The 15,335-nt window shown below is 68.2% G+C and carries 10 protein-coding genes; 7 read left to right on the top strand and 3 right to left on the bottom strand.

Annotation, left to right across the window (positions count from 1 at the left end; all coding sequences use genetic code 11):
* The first annotated feature begins 24 nt into the window (after positions 1-24).
* The 7 genes from ACQ66H_RS14035 to pelG all read left to right on the top strand — a co-directional run bounded on the left by ACQ66H_RS14035 (position 25) and on the right by pelG (position 12,454).
* The gene (locus ACQ66H_RS14035; RefSeq protein ID WP_430434530.1) at positions 25-2,844 is read left to right on the top strand and encodes a bifunctional glycoside hydrolase 114/ polysaccharide deacetylase family protein; all 2,820 of its coding nucleotides are present in this window, start codon (positions 25-27) and stop codon (positions 2,842-2,844) included.
* On the top strand, positions 2,807-6,520 hold the full coding sequence (locus tag ACQ66H_RS14030) for a tetratricopeptide repeat protein (protein WP_430434529.1): 3,714 nt from the start codon (positions 2,807-2,809) through the stop codon (positions 6,518-6,520). The genes ACQ66H_RS14035 and ACQ66H_RS14030 overlap by 38 nt, the downstream gene beginning before the upstream one ends.
* A gap of 15 nt (positions 6,521-6,535) precedes the next feature.
* Entirely contained in the window at positions 6,536-7,063 is a 528-nt protein-coding gene (locus ACQ66H_RS14025; RefSeq protein WP_430434528.1) for a penicillin-binding protein activator LpoB, read from the top strand.
* Positions 7,060-8,451, top strand: a complete 1,392-nt coding sequence (locus tag ACQ66H_RS14020) for a PelD GGDEF domain-containing protein (RefSeq protein WP_430434527.1) — start codon at positions 7,060-7,062, stop codon at positions 8,449-8,451. The genes ACQ66H_RS14025 and ACQ66H_RS14020 overlap by 4 nt, the downstream gene beginning before the upstream one ends.
* Positions 8,441-9,442 (top strand): hypothetical protein, encoded by a 1,002-nt coding sequence (locus ACQ66H_RS14015; protein WP_430434526.1) that lies wholly within the window; start codon positions 8,441-8,443, stop codon positions 9,440-9,442. Before ACQ66H_RS14020 ends, ACQ66H_RS14015 begins: the two co-directional genes overlap by 11 nt.
* A 64-nt stretch (positions 9,443-9,506) precedes the next feature.
* Positions 9,507-11,084 (top strand): GT4 family glycosyltransferase PelF, encoded by a 1,578-nt coding sequence (pelF, locus tag ACQ66H_RS14010; protein WP_430434525.1) that lies wholly within the window; start codon positions 9,507-9,509, stop codon positions 11,082-11,084.
* Entirely contained in the window at positions 11,084-12,454 is a 1,371-nt protein-coding gene (gene pelG, locus ACQ66H_RS14005) for an exopolysaccharide Pel transporter PelG (protein WP_019917630.1), read from the top strand. The genes pelF and pelG overlap by 1 nt, the downstream gene beginning before the upstream one ends.
* Before the next feature lie 360 nt (positions 12,455-12,814).
* Here pelG and rsgA read toward each other — a convergent pair whose 3' ends face one another.
* The 3 genes from rsgA to ACQ66H_RS13990 are packed head-to-tail and all read right to left on the bottom strand — an operon-like array spanning position 12,815 to position 15,277.
* Positions 12,815-13,699: a ribosome small subunit-dependent GTPase A gene (rsgA, locus tag ACQ66H_RS14000; protein ID WP_430434524.1), complete on the bottom strand. Its 885-nt coding sequence runs from the start codon at positions 13,697-13,699 to the stop codon at positions 12,815-12,817.
* A 4-nt stretch (positions 13,700-13,703) separates the two neighbouring features.
* Positions 13,704-14,042 (bottom strand): 4a-hydroxytetrahydrobiopterin dehydratase, encoded by a 339-nt coding sequence (locus ACQ66H_RS13995; protein WP_304002723.1) that lies wholly within the window; start codon positions 14,040-14,042, stop codon positions 13,704-13,706.
* A 2-nt stretch (positions 14,043-14,044) separates the two neighbouring features.
* Positions 14,045-15,277, bottom strand: a complete 1,233-nt coding sequence (locus ACQ66H_RS13990; RefSeq protein ID WP_430434523.1) for a M48 family metallopeptidase — start codon at positions 15,275-15,277, stop codon at positions 14,045-14,047.
* Positions 15,278-15,335 lie beyond the last annotated feature (58 nt).

Below are 15,335 nucleotides of genomic sequence, written 5' to 3'. Positions count from 1 at the left end.
AACCCTGTCGGCGCCCGTGACCTGATGCTTTCGACCTTTCGTTCGCTGCACCGCCCGCTTCTGTCGCGTTTCACCCGTCTGCTGTGCTTCGTCGCGCTCGCCCTGTTCGCCGCGACGGTCAGGGCGCAGGCCGGCGAGCTGCCGTCGGTTGTACTGCACTACGGTGCCGACGCCCCTCTGACGGCGATGAAGGCCTTCGATATCGCCGTGGTCGAACCGGACCACGGTTTCGATCCGGTCGCCTATCGCGGGCAGGGGCGCTCCGAACTGTTCGCCTACGTGAGCGTGGGCGAGGTGCATCCGACCCGCCCTTACGCGGCACGTATTCCGGAAGCCTGGCGCATCGGTCGCAATCCGGCCTGGAAATCCCTCGTGATCGACCAGGCGCAGAGTGCGTGGCCGGCCTTCTTCGCCGAACAGGTGATCGCCCCGCTGTGGGCGCGTGGCTATCGCGGCTTCTTTCTCGACACGCTGGATTCCTACCATCTGGTCAATGGCGTCGATGTCGTCGCCCAGCAGCAGGGCATGGTGGCCGTGGTGCGGCAGTTGCGCAGCCGCTTTCCCGGTATCCGGCTCATCTTCAACCGCGGTTTCGAACTGCTGCCCGACCTGCGCAGCGAGGTCTATGCGGTCGCCGCCGAATCGCTGTACCGCGGCTGGGACGCGAAGAAGAAGCGCTATGTCGAGGTCGGGCAGGCCGACCGCGACTGGCTGCTCGGACAACTGCTCGCGGCGCGCGACAAGTATGGCGTGACGGCGATCGCCATCGACTACGTGGCCCCGGCGGCGCGCGAACTGGCGCGCGATACGGCGCGACGCATCCACGCGCACGGCATCGTGCCCTACGTGACCGACGGCGATCTGCGTCACCTCGGCGTCGGCCTGGTCGAGGTGCTGCCGCGCAAGATCCTGTTCCTGTACAACAGCCGCGAGGCGGCGCGCGTCAACGTGTCGAGCGCACACCGCTACGCCGAGATGCCGGTCAATCACCTCGGTTACGCCGCGGACTACGTCGATGTGAACCAGCCGCTGCCGGACACCGTGCCGGCCGCGGAGTACGCGGGGGTCGTGAGCTGGTTCGACGGCTATGTCCCGCCTGCGCGCGCGACCGTGCTGGCGCGCTGGATGGCGGCGCGCATCGCCGAAGGCACCCGTCTGGCGGTGTTCGGCTCCTTCGGTTTCGAGCCGGCGGGCGATTTCCTGCGCGAGGCCGGCCTGGCCTCCGTTGCGCCGGGGCGCGGCCGGCTCGACATCGCGTCGGCCGATCCGTCGATCGGTTTCGAATCACCGCCGATTCCGGAGCGCGGACGACTGGAACGGATACGCGTCGATGTCGATGCGGCACGGAGGCTGCTGACCGTGTCGGACGCCGACGGCAAGCGCTACGACGCGGTGGCGCAGATGCCCTGGGGCGGCTTTGCGCTGCATCCCTTCGCCATCCGCGTGCTGCCGCTGGAGGAGGCGCAGACGCGCTGGATTGTCGAACCCTTCGCCTTCATCCGCGATGCGCTCGCGCTGCCGCCGCTGCCGGTACCCGACACCACTACGCTCAGCGGGCGCCGCATGTTCTTCGCCCACATCGACGGCGACGGCTTCGCCTCTCGCGCGGAAATGAAGGGCCGTCGGTTGGCCGCCGAGGTGCTGCTCGATGACGTGCTGAAGCGCTACACCGTGCCGCACGCGATGTCGGTGATCGAGATCGAAACCAGCGCACAGGGGCCGTACGCGAAGGATTCGGCCGAGATGGAGGCGGTCGCGCGCCGCATGTTCGCGCTGCCGCACGTCGAGATCGCGTCGCACAGCTATACCCATCCGTTCTACTGGGACAGCGTCGAGCGCGGCGAGGCGAAGCGGGCCCTGCAGGGGTATTCGCTCGCGCCCGAGGGCTACGTGCCGTCGCTGGAGCGCGAAATCGCCGGCTCGGTCAACTACATCCGCAGTCGCCTCGCACCGCCCGGCAAGCCGGTCGGCCTGATGCTATGGACCGGTGACGCCGCGCCGACCGAGGCCGCGCTGGACATGGTCGAGCGCCTCGGCATGGTGCAGATGAATGGCGGCTATACGGTGGCGAGCCGCCTCTATCCCAGCCTCGCCGCCGTGTCGGCACTCGGCACCTGGCAGGGCAGGCGCTTTCACGTTCATGCGCCGATCATGAACGAGAACGTCTACACCAATCTGTGGACTGGCCCGTTCTACGGTTTCGAGCGCGTCACCGAAACCTTCGATTTCACCGACAGGCCGCGCCGGCTCAAGCCAATCAACATCTACTATCACACCTATTCGGCGAGCAAACAGGCGGCGCTGGAAGCGCTGCACAAGGTGTACCGGCACGCGCTCGCGCAGCCGGTGCATCCGGTCTATCCGAGCGAATACGTGCGCATCGCGATGAACTTCAACGATGTGGTGCTGGCGCGCACGCTGGATGGCGAGCGTTACCGGGTACGCAACGCGCACCACCTGCGCACGCTGCGCCTGCCGCGCGAACTGGGCGTGCCCGACCTGCCGGCGTCGCCGGGCGTGGGCGGCTTCCGCGACGGTGGCGAGGGGCGTTACGTGCACCTCACCGCGGACGAGGCCGAACTGCGTCTTGCCGCGGTCGATCCGCACCTGCCGATGCTGGCCGACGCCAATGCCCGCGTGCTGTCGGCGACGCGCGACGGCGAGCGTTACCGCTTCGAACTGCGCGCCCACGTGCCGCTCGAATTCGCACTGGCGAACGCCGAGCGCTGCAGCGTTTCCGCCGACGGCCGCGCACTCGCCGCGCAGCGCCGCGACGGCGGGCTGACCCACTACCGACTGAGCGCCCATGCTGCGACGATCGAGCTACGCTGCCGCCTCGCTTGAGCGACCGCGCCTGGTCGCACCGCACGTGCTGCTGGGCATCGGTGCGCTGGTCGGCGTGCTGCTGGTGCTGCTCTATCCCTATCAGGCGCTGGTGCAATACACGATCAACGCCACGCGCGGCGACACGCTCACCGTCGTCTATCTGCGCAACCTGCTGCGCACCGATCCGCGGAACCCGGAACTGCGGCTGGCGCTGGTGCGGCAGTCGCTGGCGCGGCGCGACTACGAACAGGCGCGTGCCGATCTGGCGCCACTGCTGGCGAGCGACATCGATCGCGACACGCTGACCGAAGCGCGCTGGGTCAACTGGACGCTTTACGAGAGTGAGCTGCTGTCAACGGCGCCGTGGTCGTCGCGCCACGTCGAGCTTGAGGCGCAGCTGCCGCAGCGCCTGCGCGATGCGGTGGCGATCGACGGCCTCAACGAAATCAACCGGATGTCGCTGGTGCAACGCGCACTGTCGCGCGGGCAGGCGCTGCTGGCGCTGGACCTGATCGCCACCTTCCAGCGCGACGGCAGCGCAGTCGATCCGCGCCTGTACGGCCAGGCGGCGGCGGAACTGCTGGGGCAGGGCGAGTACGAGGGCGCGGCGCGCATGCTGCTGCTGCAGCGCAGCCGCGAGCCGGACGCCGCGGTCCGTCGCCAGCTTTTCCTGCAGGCGCTGCGCACGCTGCAGTCGGGCAATCTGCTCGATCTCGCGCTCGACACTGCAGAGCGCGAGATCGGTGAACTGGCGGACGACACCGAGGTGCTCTACTACCTGGTCAAGCTGGCGCGCGCCGCCAACCGTCCGGACGCGGCCGCCCGCTACGCGAAGCAGATGCTGAAGCTGTCGCTGCAGCATCAGTGGCGCCGGGCCATGCTCGCGCAGGTCGGTTTCGACGCGCAGCCGTGGCGCGTCACCACCGGCGCAGGACCGGACCTGCCCTTCGACGACAAGATCTACACGCTGGGTTACGAAGCCTTTGTCGGCAATCGCCAGCTCGACGACGCGCAGCGCGTGGCCGCCTCGGCGGTGCGTCAGGCGCCGGACGACATGACGTGGCGCGAGCGTCTGGCCACCGTGTCCGAATGGGCCGGCAAGCCGCAGGAGGCGCTGGACCAGTGGCTCGTGCTGGCGCAGCGTACCGGCCGTGAAGACGCCTGGGACGCCGTGCTGCGGCTGGCGCCGGGCCTGCTCGACGACGAGGCGCTGCTGCCTGCGCTGCAGCACCGGCTGCGCCGCACGCCGGGTGACATGCGGCTGCTGGGCGAGATCGTCGCCGCCTACGAAAGGCTGGGTCGGCCGCGTGAGGGCATCGCCTTCCTGCAGAAGATCACCGCCAGCTCGCCCACGCCGCAGGCGCTGAAGGCGCTGGCCGATCTGGCCGAACGTGCCGGCGACATCGACCTCGCGCTGACCACGCTGGCGCGCCTCGATACCGTCGCTGCACCGGAGCCGGCGCGTGCGTCGCGCCGCGCCGCGCTGCTCATCGTGCGCAGTCGCTTCGACGACGCGATGCAGGCACTCGAATCGGCCAAGGCGGTGGCGACCGACGCCGATCGCGATTACTGGCGCCTGTATTCCTCGCTCGCCATGCTGCTGCAGGACGACGACAGGGCGCGCGCCGCACTGGAGCGCGTGACGCGCTTCGAGGACGCCGATGCCTTCGAGCTGGTCAACCTGATCGAACTGCTGACCGACGTTGCGCCGCTGGCGGCGGCGCGCGAGGCCGAACGCGGCTGGCGACGCTATGGCGACACGCCGTGGCTGATGCGCACGCTCGATCTCTACGTGTTCGCCGGCCGGCCGCAGGACGTCGGTCGCATCATCGGCGACATGAGCGCCGCACAGCTGGCCGAGGCCGAGCGTGTGCCGGTGTTCCTGCAGATGCGCGCGCAGTGGCATCAGTCGGCGGGGCGTCGCGACCTCGCCTTCGCCGACTTCAGCGCCGCACTGACGCTGGTGCCGGATTCGGCCGACGTGCGCTCGGCGCTGCTGTGGCTGCTGATCGACGGCAACGAAGTGCGCGCGCTGCGCGATCTGCTGCTGCGCAAGGAACAGGCGTGGGCGCAGGACGAAGCGCTGCACGACGCGCTGGCCGCGGCCTGGCAGGCGCTGTCGCGACCGCAGGTGGCGCTCGATCGCTACATGCTGCCGCGCTTCGGCCGCAAGCGCGGCGACTTCCTGTGGATGATGAATGTCGCCGACGCGCTGGAACAGAACCAGGAGCTCGACCGTGCCTGGCGCCTGCGGCAGACGCTGTGGGCACAGGAGCGACCGCGGTTGGGCGAACTGGCCGCCGGCGACATCGGCCAGCTGCAGCGACTGGCACGGGTGCGACTGGCGAGGGCACAGCAGCCGGGCGATGCGTCGCACGCGCTGCTGCGCGAGGTGCTGCGGCTGGACCGCGCTCCGGACGGCCAGTGGTTGCCGGCTGCGCGCGAACTGGCGCTGTCCTGGTTCATCGACCGCGGCGAGTACGACGCGGTGCGCGGCTTCCTGTGGCACCAGTACGGGCGCGCGCTGAACCGGCCGCTGTGGGCCGACATCACCGCCGCGCTCGGGCAGGGCGACGTGGCGGCGGTTGGTGCGCTGCTCGAAACCTGGGACGAGCGGCTGCCGCGCTACGACCGCGTGAACAGCGCGCGCCTGGTCGGCGACCTGCGCCGGGCGCAGACGGCCGCCTTCGACACGATGGATGCCCAGCGCGACGACGCGCCGCTGCATCTGCAACTGTCCGATGCGATGCTCGACTACGCACACCGCTTCGATCTCGACATCGCGCAGCGCGAGCTGGGCGGCATCGACGAGCGACAGGCGAGCGCTACGCTGGACATGGCGGTCGCGCCCGACCTGCGCATGAGTCTGGAGTTCGGCTCGATCTCGCGCAGCCGCGGCGACAACACGCAGTTCTCGGCAGTGCCGGGCGAAAGCAGCTATCTGCTGGGCAAGCTCGCCTGGTCGCACGACGACGGCACCACCCGCATCACGTTCGGTCAGCGCGACGGCTTCGAAACCATCCACCCTTTTGCCATCGAGCGCGAACAGCGCATCGACAACCGGCTCAGCGCGTCGGCCGGCGTCGGCATCGACATGCCGGCGACCGAGAACCTCGGCCTGCGCGCGGCCGGCATGCGCGACCAGATCGACCTGCGTGCCAGTTACCGCGTGTCGCGCTATGACCGCGTCGGCCTGCAGCTGGGCGGCTACCGCTACCGGGCGCAGAACGGCCTGTCCATCGGCAGCGGCCGTCTGTGGCAGGCCGAGCTGGTGCATTCGATCCGTACCGAACTGCCGGACCTCGAAGTCAGCGCCTATGTCGCCGGCTACCGCTTCAGCCCGTCCGACATCGATCTGGCTGACGCGCGGGCGGTCGAGATCAAGCAGCGCCTGTTCGCCGACAGTGCGGCCGACGCCACCGCGCTGCGTCCGCAGAGCTTCAATCTGCAGGGGCTCAGGCTGACCCACAACATCCGCCTGCTGCGCGACTACACGAAGGCGCTGCGCCCCTTCGGCTCGATCGGCGTGTCGAACAACAGCGTCGCCGGCGCCGGTTACGACGTGTCGCTCGGCGTGGCCGGCAGCCTGCTCGGCACCGATCATTTTTCGCTGTCCTGGCGACAGGACAAGGGCGGTGGTGGCATCTTCGCGCGCACCACCGAATTCGCACTGCATTACCGACTGTTTTTCTGAACCGGGAGAGTTCGCATGAAACGCCTGATCACCTTCATCGCCGGTCTCACTGCCGCGCTGGCTCTGCTCGCCGGCTGCGCCGTCATCGACCACTCGGCGCCGTCCGGCGCCGACAAGTCGGCGGCCTGGGTACTGCTGCCCTTCGCCAACGCCACCGAAACGCCGTTCGCCGGCCAGCGCGCCGAAGCGGTGACCGAGAACCTGCTGCGTGCCCTCGGCGTCGCCAACGTGCAGCGCTATCCGTCCGATCTGCAGCGCGACAACCTGTTCGAGACCGGGCAGGCGAAGGACGACGCCAAGGCGATCGAATGGGCGAAGGCCCAGGGGGCGCGCTACGCCGTCACCGGTACGGTGGATGAGTGGCGCTACAAGGTCGGTGTCGATGGCGAGCCGGCCGTCGGCATCGCGCTGCAGATCGTCGAACTGGAGAGCGGTCGCGTGCTGTGGAGCGGCGTCGGCGGCAAGAGCGGCTGGAGCCGCGAATCGCTGGCCGCGGTGGCGCAGGAACTGATCAAGTCGCTGCTGGTGCCGGCGCTGAAATGAACGAACGCTCGCCCGGCGAGAAGCCGGTCATCCGGCGCACCGAAGAGCCGTTGCTGCGGCGCCTGATGGCGCGCTTCACGCCGACCGCGTCCGGTGCCGGTGCGGCGGCCGTGGCCGAGACGCTGGCCACGCCGCTGCTCGCGCTGCTGCTCGCCTTCTGGCTCAATCCGCTCGACCCCTTCTTCCTGCGGGCGCAGTTCGCCTGGGTGTGGCTGGGACCGGTGCTGGTGGCGCTGCGCTACGGGCCGATCCCGGGCCTGACCGCCAGCGCCATCGTGTTCGCCGCGTGGTTCGTGTTCGGCGAACTGGGCGTGGCGCTGGGCGAACTGCCCAAGCTGTATTTCCTCGGCTGGCTCATCACGGTGATGATCTGCGGCGAGTTCTCGTCGCTGTGGCGTAATCGCGTGCGCCGTGCCGAGAGCGTGCAGGCCTATCTCGAACAGCGGCTGGAATACCTGACACACCAGCACTATCTGCTGCGCCTGTCGCACGACCGGCTGGAGCAGGATCTGATTTCGCGTCCGGTGTCGATGCGCGACGCGCTGGTAAGTCTGCGCGCACTGGCCTCGGCACCCGGCTCGGCCGGTGATGCGCTGCCGGGCGCGCCGGACCTGCTGCGCCTGGTGGCGCAGTACTGCCAGATCGAACGCGCGGCGCTGCTGCCGGTCGATGCCGACGGCCGCCCCGATGGCGGCGCGCCGACCTATCTTGGCGCGCCGTTCGACATCAATGCCGGCGATCCGCTGATCGGCTTCGCTCTGGAGCGTCGCGGGCTGGCGCACGTGGCGCTCGACGACGAGCGCGCCGAGGGCGGTTCGCGCTATCTGGTGGTGGCACCGCTGAGCGACATGAGTGGCGCGATGCGGGCGCTGCTGGTGGTCGATCGCATGCCCTTCTTCGCGCTGCACGAAGAAACGCTGCAGATGCTGAACCTGCTGCTTGGCTACTACGCCGACGGCCTGTCGGCGAGCGCGCTGGCGGCCCCGCTGCGTGCGCGCTTCGCCGACTGCCCGCTCGACTTCGCCTTCGAAATGGCACGCATGTGGCGCGTCCGCGTCGAGTCCGGCGTCGCCAGCGCACTGGTCACGCTGGAATTCCCGGCGGGCGAGGAGGGGCGCGAACTGGTGCAGCAGATCGCCCGCATCCAGCGTTCGCTCGATGTGGTGTGGAAGGTCAACGGCGGTGACCGCCCGCGTCTGCTGACGCTGATGCCGCTGGCCGGCAGCGCCGCGGTCGAAGGCTATCTGGCGCGTATCGACAACTGGTTGCGCCAGCACCGCGGCAGCGGGCTGGACGACAGCGGCGTCGGCAGCCGCATCAGCATGCTCGATCAGGTCGAACCGGTCGCCTTGCTGACCTCGGTGCTGAAGGTGCGGCATGGGCAGTAGCCAGCTCGCCTTCGCCGCGCTGCTCGCCGAGCTGACCGCCTTCTATGGCCTGGGCAGCATCGACGCACCGGACCTCGCGCTGTCCGCCTACCTGGCGGCACACGCACCGGCCAGCCTGATGCTGGCGCTGGCGGTGTACGCGCTGATTCCGCCGGCCCGCTCGAAGCCGCGCACCAGCGTGCTGTCGCTGCTGTTCAGCTGCATCTTCTTCGTGCCGGTACTCGGTTTCGTTGGCGTGCTGGCGGGCGCACTGATGCGCCACCTGCTGCCGCGGCTGAAGGCGCCGCAGCGCTTCTCGGCCGTGCGGCTGCCCGATCTGGACATCCACGAAAGCAGCGAGAAGTCGGCGGCCGGCTTCCGTCAGGCCGGCGTGCGCCAGTTCCTGAAGAACGAACGCGCGCCGGTGCCACAGCGTCTGCGCGCCATGGTAGCGCTGTCGCACGCGCCGTCGCGCATCGGTTCGCCGGTGCTGCGCGAACTGCTCGGTGATTCCGAAGACGACCTCCGCCTGCTCGCCTACGGCCTGCTCGACAGTCGCGAGAAGCGGCTCAACGCCGACATCCACGAAGCCCGTCAGCGTTACGCGGCAAGCCGCGACGCCGAACAGCGCAGCCGTGTCGCGCATCAGCTGGCGGCGCTTTACTGGGAGCTCATCTATCAGGGGCTGGTGCAGGGCGACCTGCTCGACTACGCGGTTGGCGAGGCGCTGCGCTATAGCGAAACCGCGCTGCAGACGCACGGAAACGACCCGGCGCTGCATCTGCAGCACGGTCGGTTGCTGCAGCAGATGGGCCGGCTGGAGGAGGCCGACGCGGCCTACCGGCGCGCGCGCGAACTGGGCCTGCCGGCCTCGCGCGTCGTGCCCTATCTGGCCGAACTGGCGTTCGCCCGCCGCGACTTCACGCAGGTGCGCGCGCTGTTGCAGACGATGCAGGACTGGGAAGGGCTGTCGCGGCTGCAGCCGGTGCTGAAATTCTGGGGGCAGGCATGAGTGCAACACTGATCGATCGGTTCGACCGCAGCCTTCCTTCTTGCGGCAGTGACGGAGGCGTTCAGTGAGTGAGGTGATCCGCCGGGCGGAGCAGGGCGTCGATGTGGCGCTGCTGCTTGAGGGCACCTTCCCCTATGTGGCGGGCGGGGTGTCGAGCTGGGTGAACCAGATCATCCGCGCCTATCCCGAGCTGCGCTTCGCCGTCGTGTTCATCGGCAGCCGTCGCAGCGACTACGGCGACATGCGCTATGCGCTGCCGGACAATGTCGTGCACCTGGAAGCGCACTACCTGCACGACGATCTCGGCGGCGGCGCCAGTGCGCACGACCGCAAGTCCGGCATGGCCGGCGATGCGCAGGCTTTCGAGCGGATGGCGGCGCTGCATGAGTCCTTCCGCCATGGCGGTGCCGACGTCAACGCGCTGTTCGCTGAAGCCTGCCGCGACATCCGGCCGGGCGGGCGCATCGATCTGGAGGCCTTTCTGCGCAGCGAAGCGTCGTGGGACATCGTCACCGACCGCTACCGCAAGTACTGCAGCGACCCGAGTTTCGTCGATTACTTCTGGACGGTGCGCATCATGCACCAGCCGCTGTGGCAGCTCGCCCGCATCGCGCACACGCTGGTGCCGGCCAAGGTCTATCACAGCGTGTCAACCGGCTATGCAGGCTTTCTCGGCGCCATGCTGGCGCAGTTGACCGGGCGTCCGCTGGTGCTGTCGGAGCACGGCATCTACACCAAGGAACGCAAGATCGACCTCTACCAGAACGAGTGGATACGCGACAACCGCAACGTGTTCCAGAAGGACGCGTCGGAGCTGAGCTACTTCCGCCAGCTGTGGATACGTTTTTTCGAGTGGCTGGGACGCATCACCTACGCCGCCGCCGACCCCATCATCGCGCTTTACGAAACCAACCGGCTGCGCCAGGTGGCCGACGGCGCGGACGCCGCCCGTACGCGCAACATTCCGAACGGGGTGGCGATACAGCGGCTGGCGCCGCTGCGCGCGCAACGGCCGGACGTCGTGCCGCCGGTGCTGTGTCTGATCGGTCGCGTGGTGCCGATCAAGGACATCAAGACCTTCGTGCGCGCGATGCGCCGCGTGGTCAATCGCATGCCCGAGGCGCAGGGCTGGATCGCCGGTCCGGCCGACGAGGATCCTGCCTACGCCGAGGAGTGCCGCAACCTGGTCGACAGCCTCGGCCTGTCCGACAACGTGCGCTTTCTTGGCATGCAGAAGATTGACGAGCTGATGCCGAAAATCGGTCTGGTCGTGCTGTCGTCGATTTCCGAGGCGCTGCCGCTGGTGCTGCTCGAAGGCTATGCGGCCGGCGTGCCGGCGGTGTCAACCGACGTCGGCTCCTGCCGCCAGCTGATGTACGGCCTGGGTGAGGAGGATGAGGCGCTCGGTGCGGCCGGTCGCGTGGTCGGCATCGCCGACCCGCAGGCGCTGGCCGACGCCGCGCTCGAACTGCTGAACGACGGCGCCGCCTGGCAGGCGGCGCAGCAGGCCGGCATCGCGCGCGTCGAGCGCTACTACAGCGACGCGCTGATGTTCGACCGCTACCGCGCGGTCTATGCCGAAGCGCTGGCGCGCGACACACGCGGTGCCGGCGGCTGCCCCTTCGGACACGGAGCGCGCTGATGGCCGGCATCGGTTTCGAACTGCGCAAGCTGCTGAAGAAAGACAGTCTGCTCGGGCTGGTGCAGGCCTACAGCTACGCCGGCGTGATCGGCTCCGGACCGTGGGTGCTGTCCATCGTCGGCATCCTGATGGTGGGTCTGCTGTCGCGCGCGGTGGTGGTGCCGGAATTCCTGATCACCCAGTTCCAGGTGTCGGTCACCTATCTGATCTCGACCTCGCTCATCCTGACCGGTCTGGTCCAGCTCGCCTTCACACGTTTCATATCGGATCGGTTGTTCGAGAAGCGCGACGATCTGGTCATGTCCAACTTCAACGGCCTGCTGCTGTGGGTGCTGGCCGTCGCCGGAGTGGTGGGCCTGCTGCTCGCGTTCACGCTGTTCGCCGGCCTGTCGGTGTCCTACCGGCTGCTGATGCTGGCCGGCTTCGTGCTGTTGTGCGGCATCTGGGTGGCCACCATCTTCCTGTCCGGCCTCAAGATGTACCGCGCCATCCTGCTGCTGTACGCGCTGGGCTACGCGGTCACCGTGCTGTCAGCATTGGCGGCGCGGCCGTGGGGGCTCGAAGGCCTGCTGGGCGGATTCGTGCTCGGGCACTTCGTGCTGTTCGTCGGCATGTGGATGATTACCGCCTGGCACTACCGCTCGCGGATGACGATTTCCTACGAATTCGCCCGCCGCGAGACGCGCTATCCGTCGCTGATGCTGATCGGCCTGCTGTACAACCTCGGCGTCTGGGTGGACAAGTTCATGTTCTGGAGCTGGCCGGAAACGTCGGACGCCATCATCGGTCCGCTGCGTGCATCGGTCATCTACGACCTGCCGGTGTTCATGGCCTACCTGTCCATCATTCCCGGCATGGCGGTGTTCCTGGTGCGCATCGAAACCGATTTCGTCGAGTACTACGACCGCTTCTTCGACGCGGTGCGCACGGGTGGTTCGCTCGAATACATCGAGGACATGCGCGACGAGATGGTGTATTCGATCCGCCAGGGGCTGGCCGAAATCGGCAAGATCCAGACGCTGGCCATGCTGGGTGCCATCGTCGCCGGCCCGGCCGTGTTTGCCGTGCTCGAGATTTCGGAACTGAACCTGCCGCTGCTCTACATCCAGACCCTGGCGGCCAGCCTGCAGGTCGGTCTGCTGGCCTTGCTCAACGTGTTCTTCTACCTCGACCAGCGCCGCATCATCCTCGCGCTGTGCGGCTTCTTCTGCCTGTCGAATATCGCCTTTACCGCGCTGTCCTTCCAGCTCGGCGCCAGCTTCTACGGCTATGGCTATGCGCTGTCGGTGCTGCTGACGCTGATGCTCGGGCTATGGGCGCTGGACCGGAAGCTGGGGCGGCTGGAGTACGAGACCTTCATGCTGCAGTGAGCGCGTCCGGTTCGCCGCCAAAGCCCCGGCCCGGGTTTCTGTGGGAGGGGTCTTCTGACCCCGACAGCGGCCTTGACCGAAGCCAGCGGACTGCATCGGCCGTGTCGGGGTCAGAAGACCCCTCCTACAGGGTATGCGCCCGATCCGCGACCGGAGCCTGGGCCTGGCCTCTGTGGGAGGGGGCCTCTGACCCCGACTGCTACCTTGATCGAAGCCAGCGGACTGCATCGGCCGCGTCGCGGTCAGAAGACCGCTCCTACAGGGTAGTGCGCCCGATCCATGACCGGAGCCCGGGCCTGGGTTTCTGTGGGAGGGGTCTTCTGACCCCGACGGGGCCTTGCGCATGCGCGCAGGCGCTGCTCAGTACTGCGGGGCGGATGCCGTGGTGATTTCGTGGCGCAGCAGGTGGTACAGCGCCAACCGGTCAGGCGCTACGTGATCGCGCAGACCGCAGCCCGGTTCGCTGTCGTGCGCGCAGTCGCGGAAGCGGCATTTGCCCAGATGCGGACGGAAATCCGGGAAGGCCTGTTCGAGGTCGTTCACGTCGAGCTGGGCGAGGCCGAATTCCTGCAGGCCCGGACTGTCGATCAGCGCGCCGCCGCCGTCGAGCGCATAAAGCTTGGCGTAGGTGGTGGTGTGCTTGCCCGAATCGAGTGCCTGCGACACCTCGCGCGTCGCGGCGCGCGCCTCCGGGACCAGCGCATTGACCAGTGTCGACTTGCCCATGCCGGACTGGCCGGTGAATACGCTGGTGTGGTCGCGCAGGAAGGGGCGCAGTGCGTCCGCACCCTCGACCGCGCTCATTTCGAGCACCTCGTAACCCAGCGCGCGGAACGGTGCGAGTGCGGCGCGGGCGGCGTCGAGCGAGGCGGTGAGGTCGCACTTGTTCAGCACGATCAGCGTCTGCAGCTGCTGCGCTTCGCAGGCCACGAGGATGCGCGAGATCAGTTCCGGACTGAACGACGGCTCGGTGGCGACGACGATGGCGACCAGGTTGACATTGGCGGCCACCATTTTCTGCTTCCACATGTCCTTGCGGTAGAGCAGGCTGGTGCGCGGCAGCACTTCGGCGATGCGCGCCTGGTCTTCGCCCTGGATGTCGAGCAGCACGCGGTCGCCGCAGGCGATGTCCGACTTCTTGCCGCGCGGGAAGGCCTGCACTTCGCGGCCGTCCTCCAGCCGCGCGACGTAGTGCCGGCCGTGGGCCGACACGATGCGGGCGGCCGGCTGCAGCGTTTTTTTCAAACCGTCAGGCGGCGTCGCGCATCGCCTCGATGCGGGCGGCGCAGATCAGGTCGTTGAGGGACACGCCGCGCACGCTGTGCGTGGTGAACACCACGCGTACGCGGTTGGCGCCGAACATGATGTCCGGGTGATGGTCTTCGGCGGCTGCCAGCGCGGCCACCTGGTTCACGAAGGCGACAGTCTGCGCGTAGTCGGTGAACTGGAAGTCCTTGGCGATGTGCTTGTCGGTTTCGATCCAGCCGCGCAGGTCCTTCAGGGCCGCGGCGAGCGCCTCGCCCTCGATGCGGCGGTGAGCGCCCTTTTGCGGCGTGCAGTGTTGTTGTGCGAGTTCTTGTGCGGTCATCGTCAGGTGGATTGCAGCCGCGCCACGCGCAGCGCGGCCGGCGGGTGGGAATCGTAGAACTGCGAATACAGCGGGTCCGGCGTCAGCGTCGAGGCGTTGTCGCGGTACAGCTTGACCAGCGCCGTGACCAGCCAGTCGGCGCGGGTCTGCGCCACGGCGTAGGCGTCGGCCTCGAACTCGTGCTTGCGCGACATCAGCGACAGGATGGGCGACAGCGGGAAGCTGAACACCGGGATCACCAGCGCAAACAGCGTCAGCGCCATCGCATCGCCCTGCGACGACACGCCAAGCTGTTCGAAGAACCACGGCGCGTTGACCAGCCAGCCGAGCAGGGCGAAGAAGGCGAGGCTGCCGGCGGCGATCCAGCCGACGCGCTTCCAGATGTGGTGGTGCTTGTAGTGGCCCAGTTCGTGTGCCAGCACCGCTTCGATCTCGTCGCCGCCGAGGCGGTTGAGCAGGGTGTCGAAGAACACGATGCGCTTGCCCTTGCCGAAGCCGGTGAAGTAGGCGTTGCCGTGCGCCGAGCGACGCGAGCCGTCCATCACGAACAGGCCGTCGGAGCGGAAGCCGCAGCGCTCGAGCAGCGCTTCGATGCGGCTGCGCAGCTCGCCTGCCGGCATCGGCTCGAACTTGTTGAACAGCGGTGCGATGAAGGTCGGGTAGAGCACCATCATGGCGAGGCTGAAAGTGAGCCAGAAGGCCCAGGCGTACACCCACCAGGCGGCACCCAGGCTGTCCATGATCCACAGCACCGCGGCGACCGCCGGTGCGCCGATGGCGGCACCGATCAGGCCGTGCTTGATCTGGTCGCCGAAGAACATGCCCAGCGTCATCTTGTTGAAGCCGAAGCGCTGTTCGATCACGAAGGTGCGCCACATGAGCACCGGCAGGTCGATCAGCGACGAAGCGAAGGCGACGATGCCGATGAACACCAGGTCACACACCATGCCGTCACCGGCGAGGCTGCCGGCCAGATCGAACATCCACTGCAGGCCGCCGCCGAGTGTCAGCACCAGCAGCCACAGCGCGCCGATGACGACGTCGGCACGACCGAGGCTGGCGCGCGCGACCGTGTAGTCGGCCGCCTTCTGATGGGCTTCGAGCGGAATCGCTTCGCGGAAGGCGAGCGGCACTTCGCTGCGGTGGGCGGCGACGTGGGCGCGGTGACGGGTGGCCAGCCACAGGCGCACGCCGGTGGTCAGCACGAGAGCGGCGACGAAGATTTCGGTGAGCATGGTGGGTTGCCTCGGGTGGATGCGGTTCCGGTCAGGATCAGAGTCAATTTAGACTCAG

This window comes from Methyloversatilis sp., assembly GCF_965284615.1.
Lineage (GTDB): Bacteria > Pseudomonadota > Gammaproteobacteria > Burkholderiales > Rhodocyclaceae > Methyloversatilis.
This window is presented reverse-complemented; position numbering and strand designations above follow the sequence as displayed.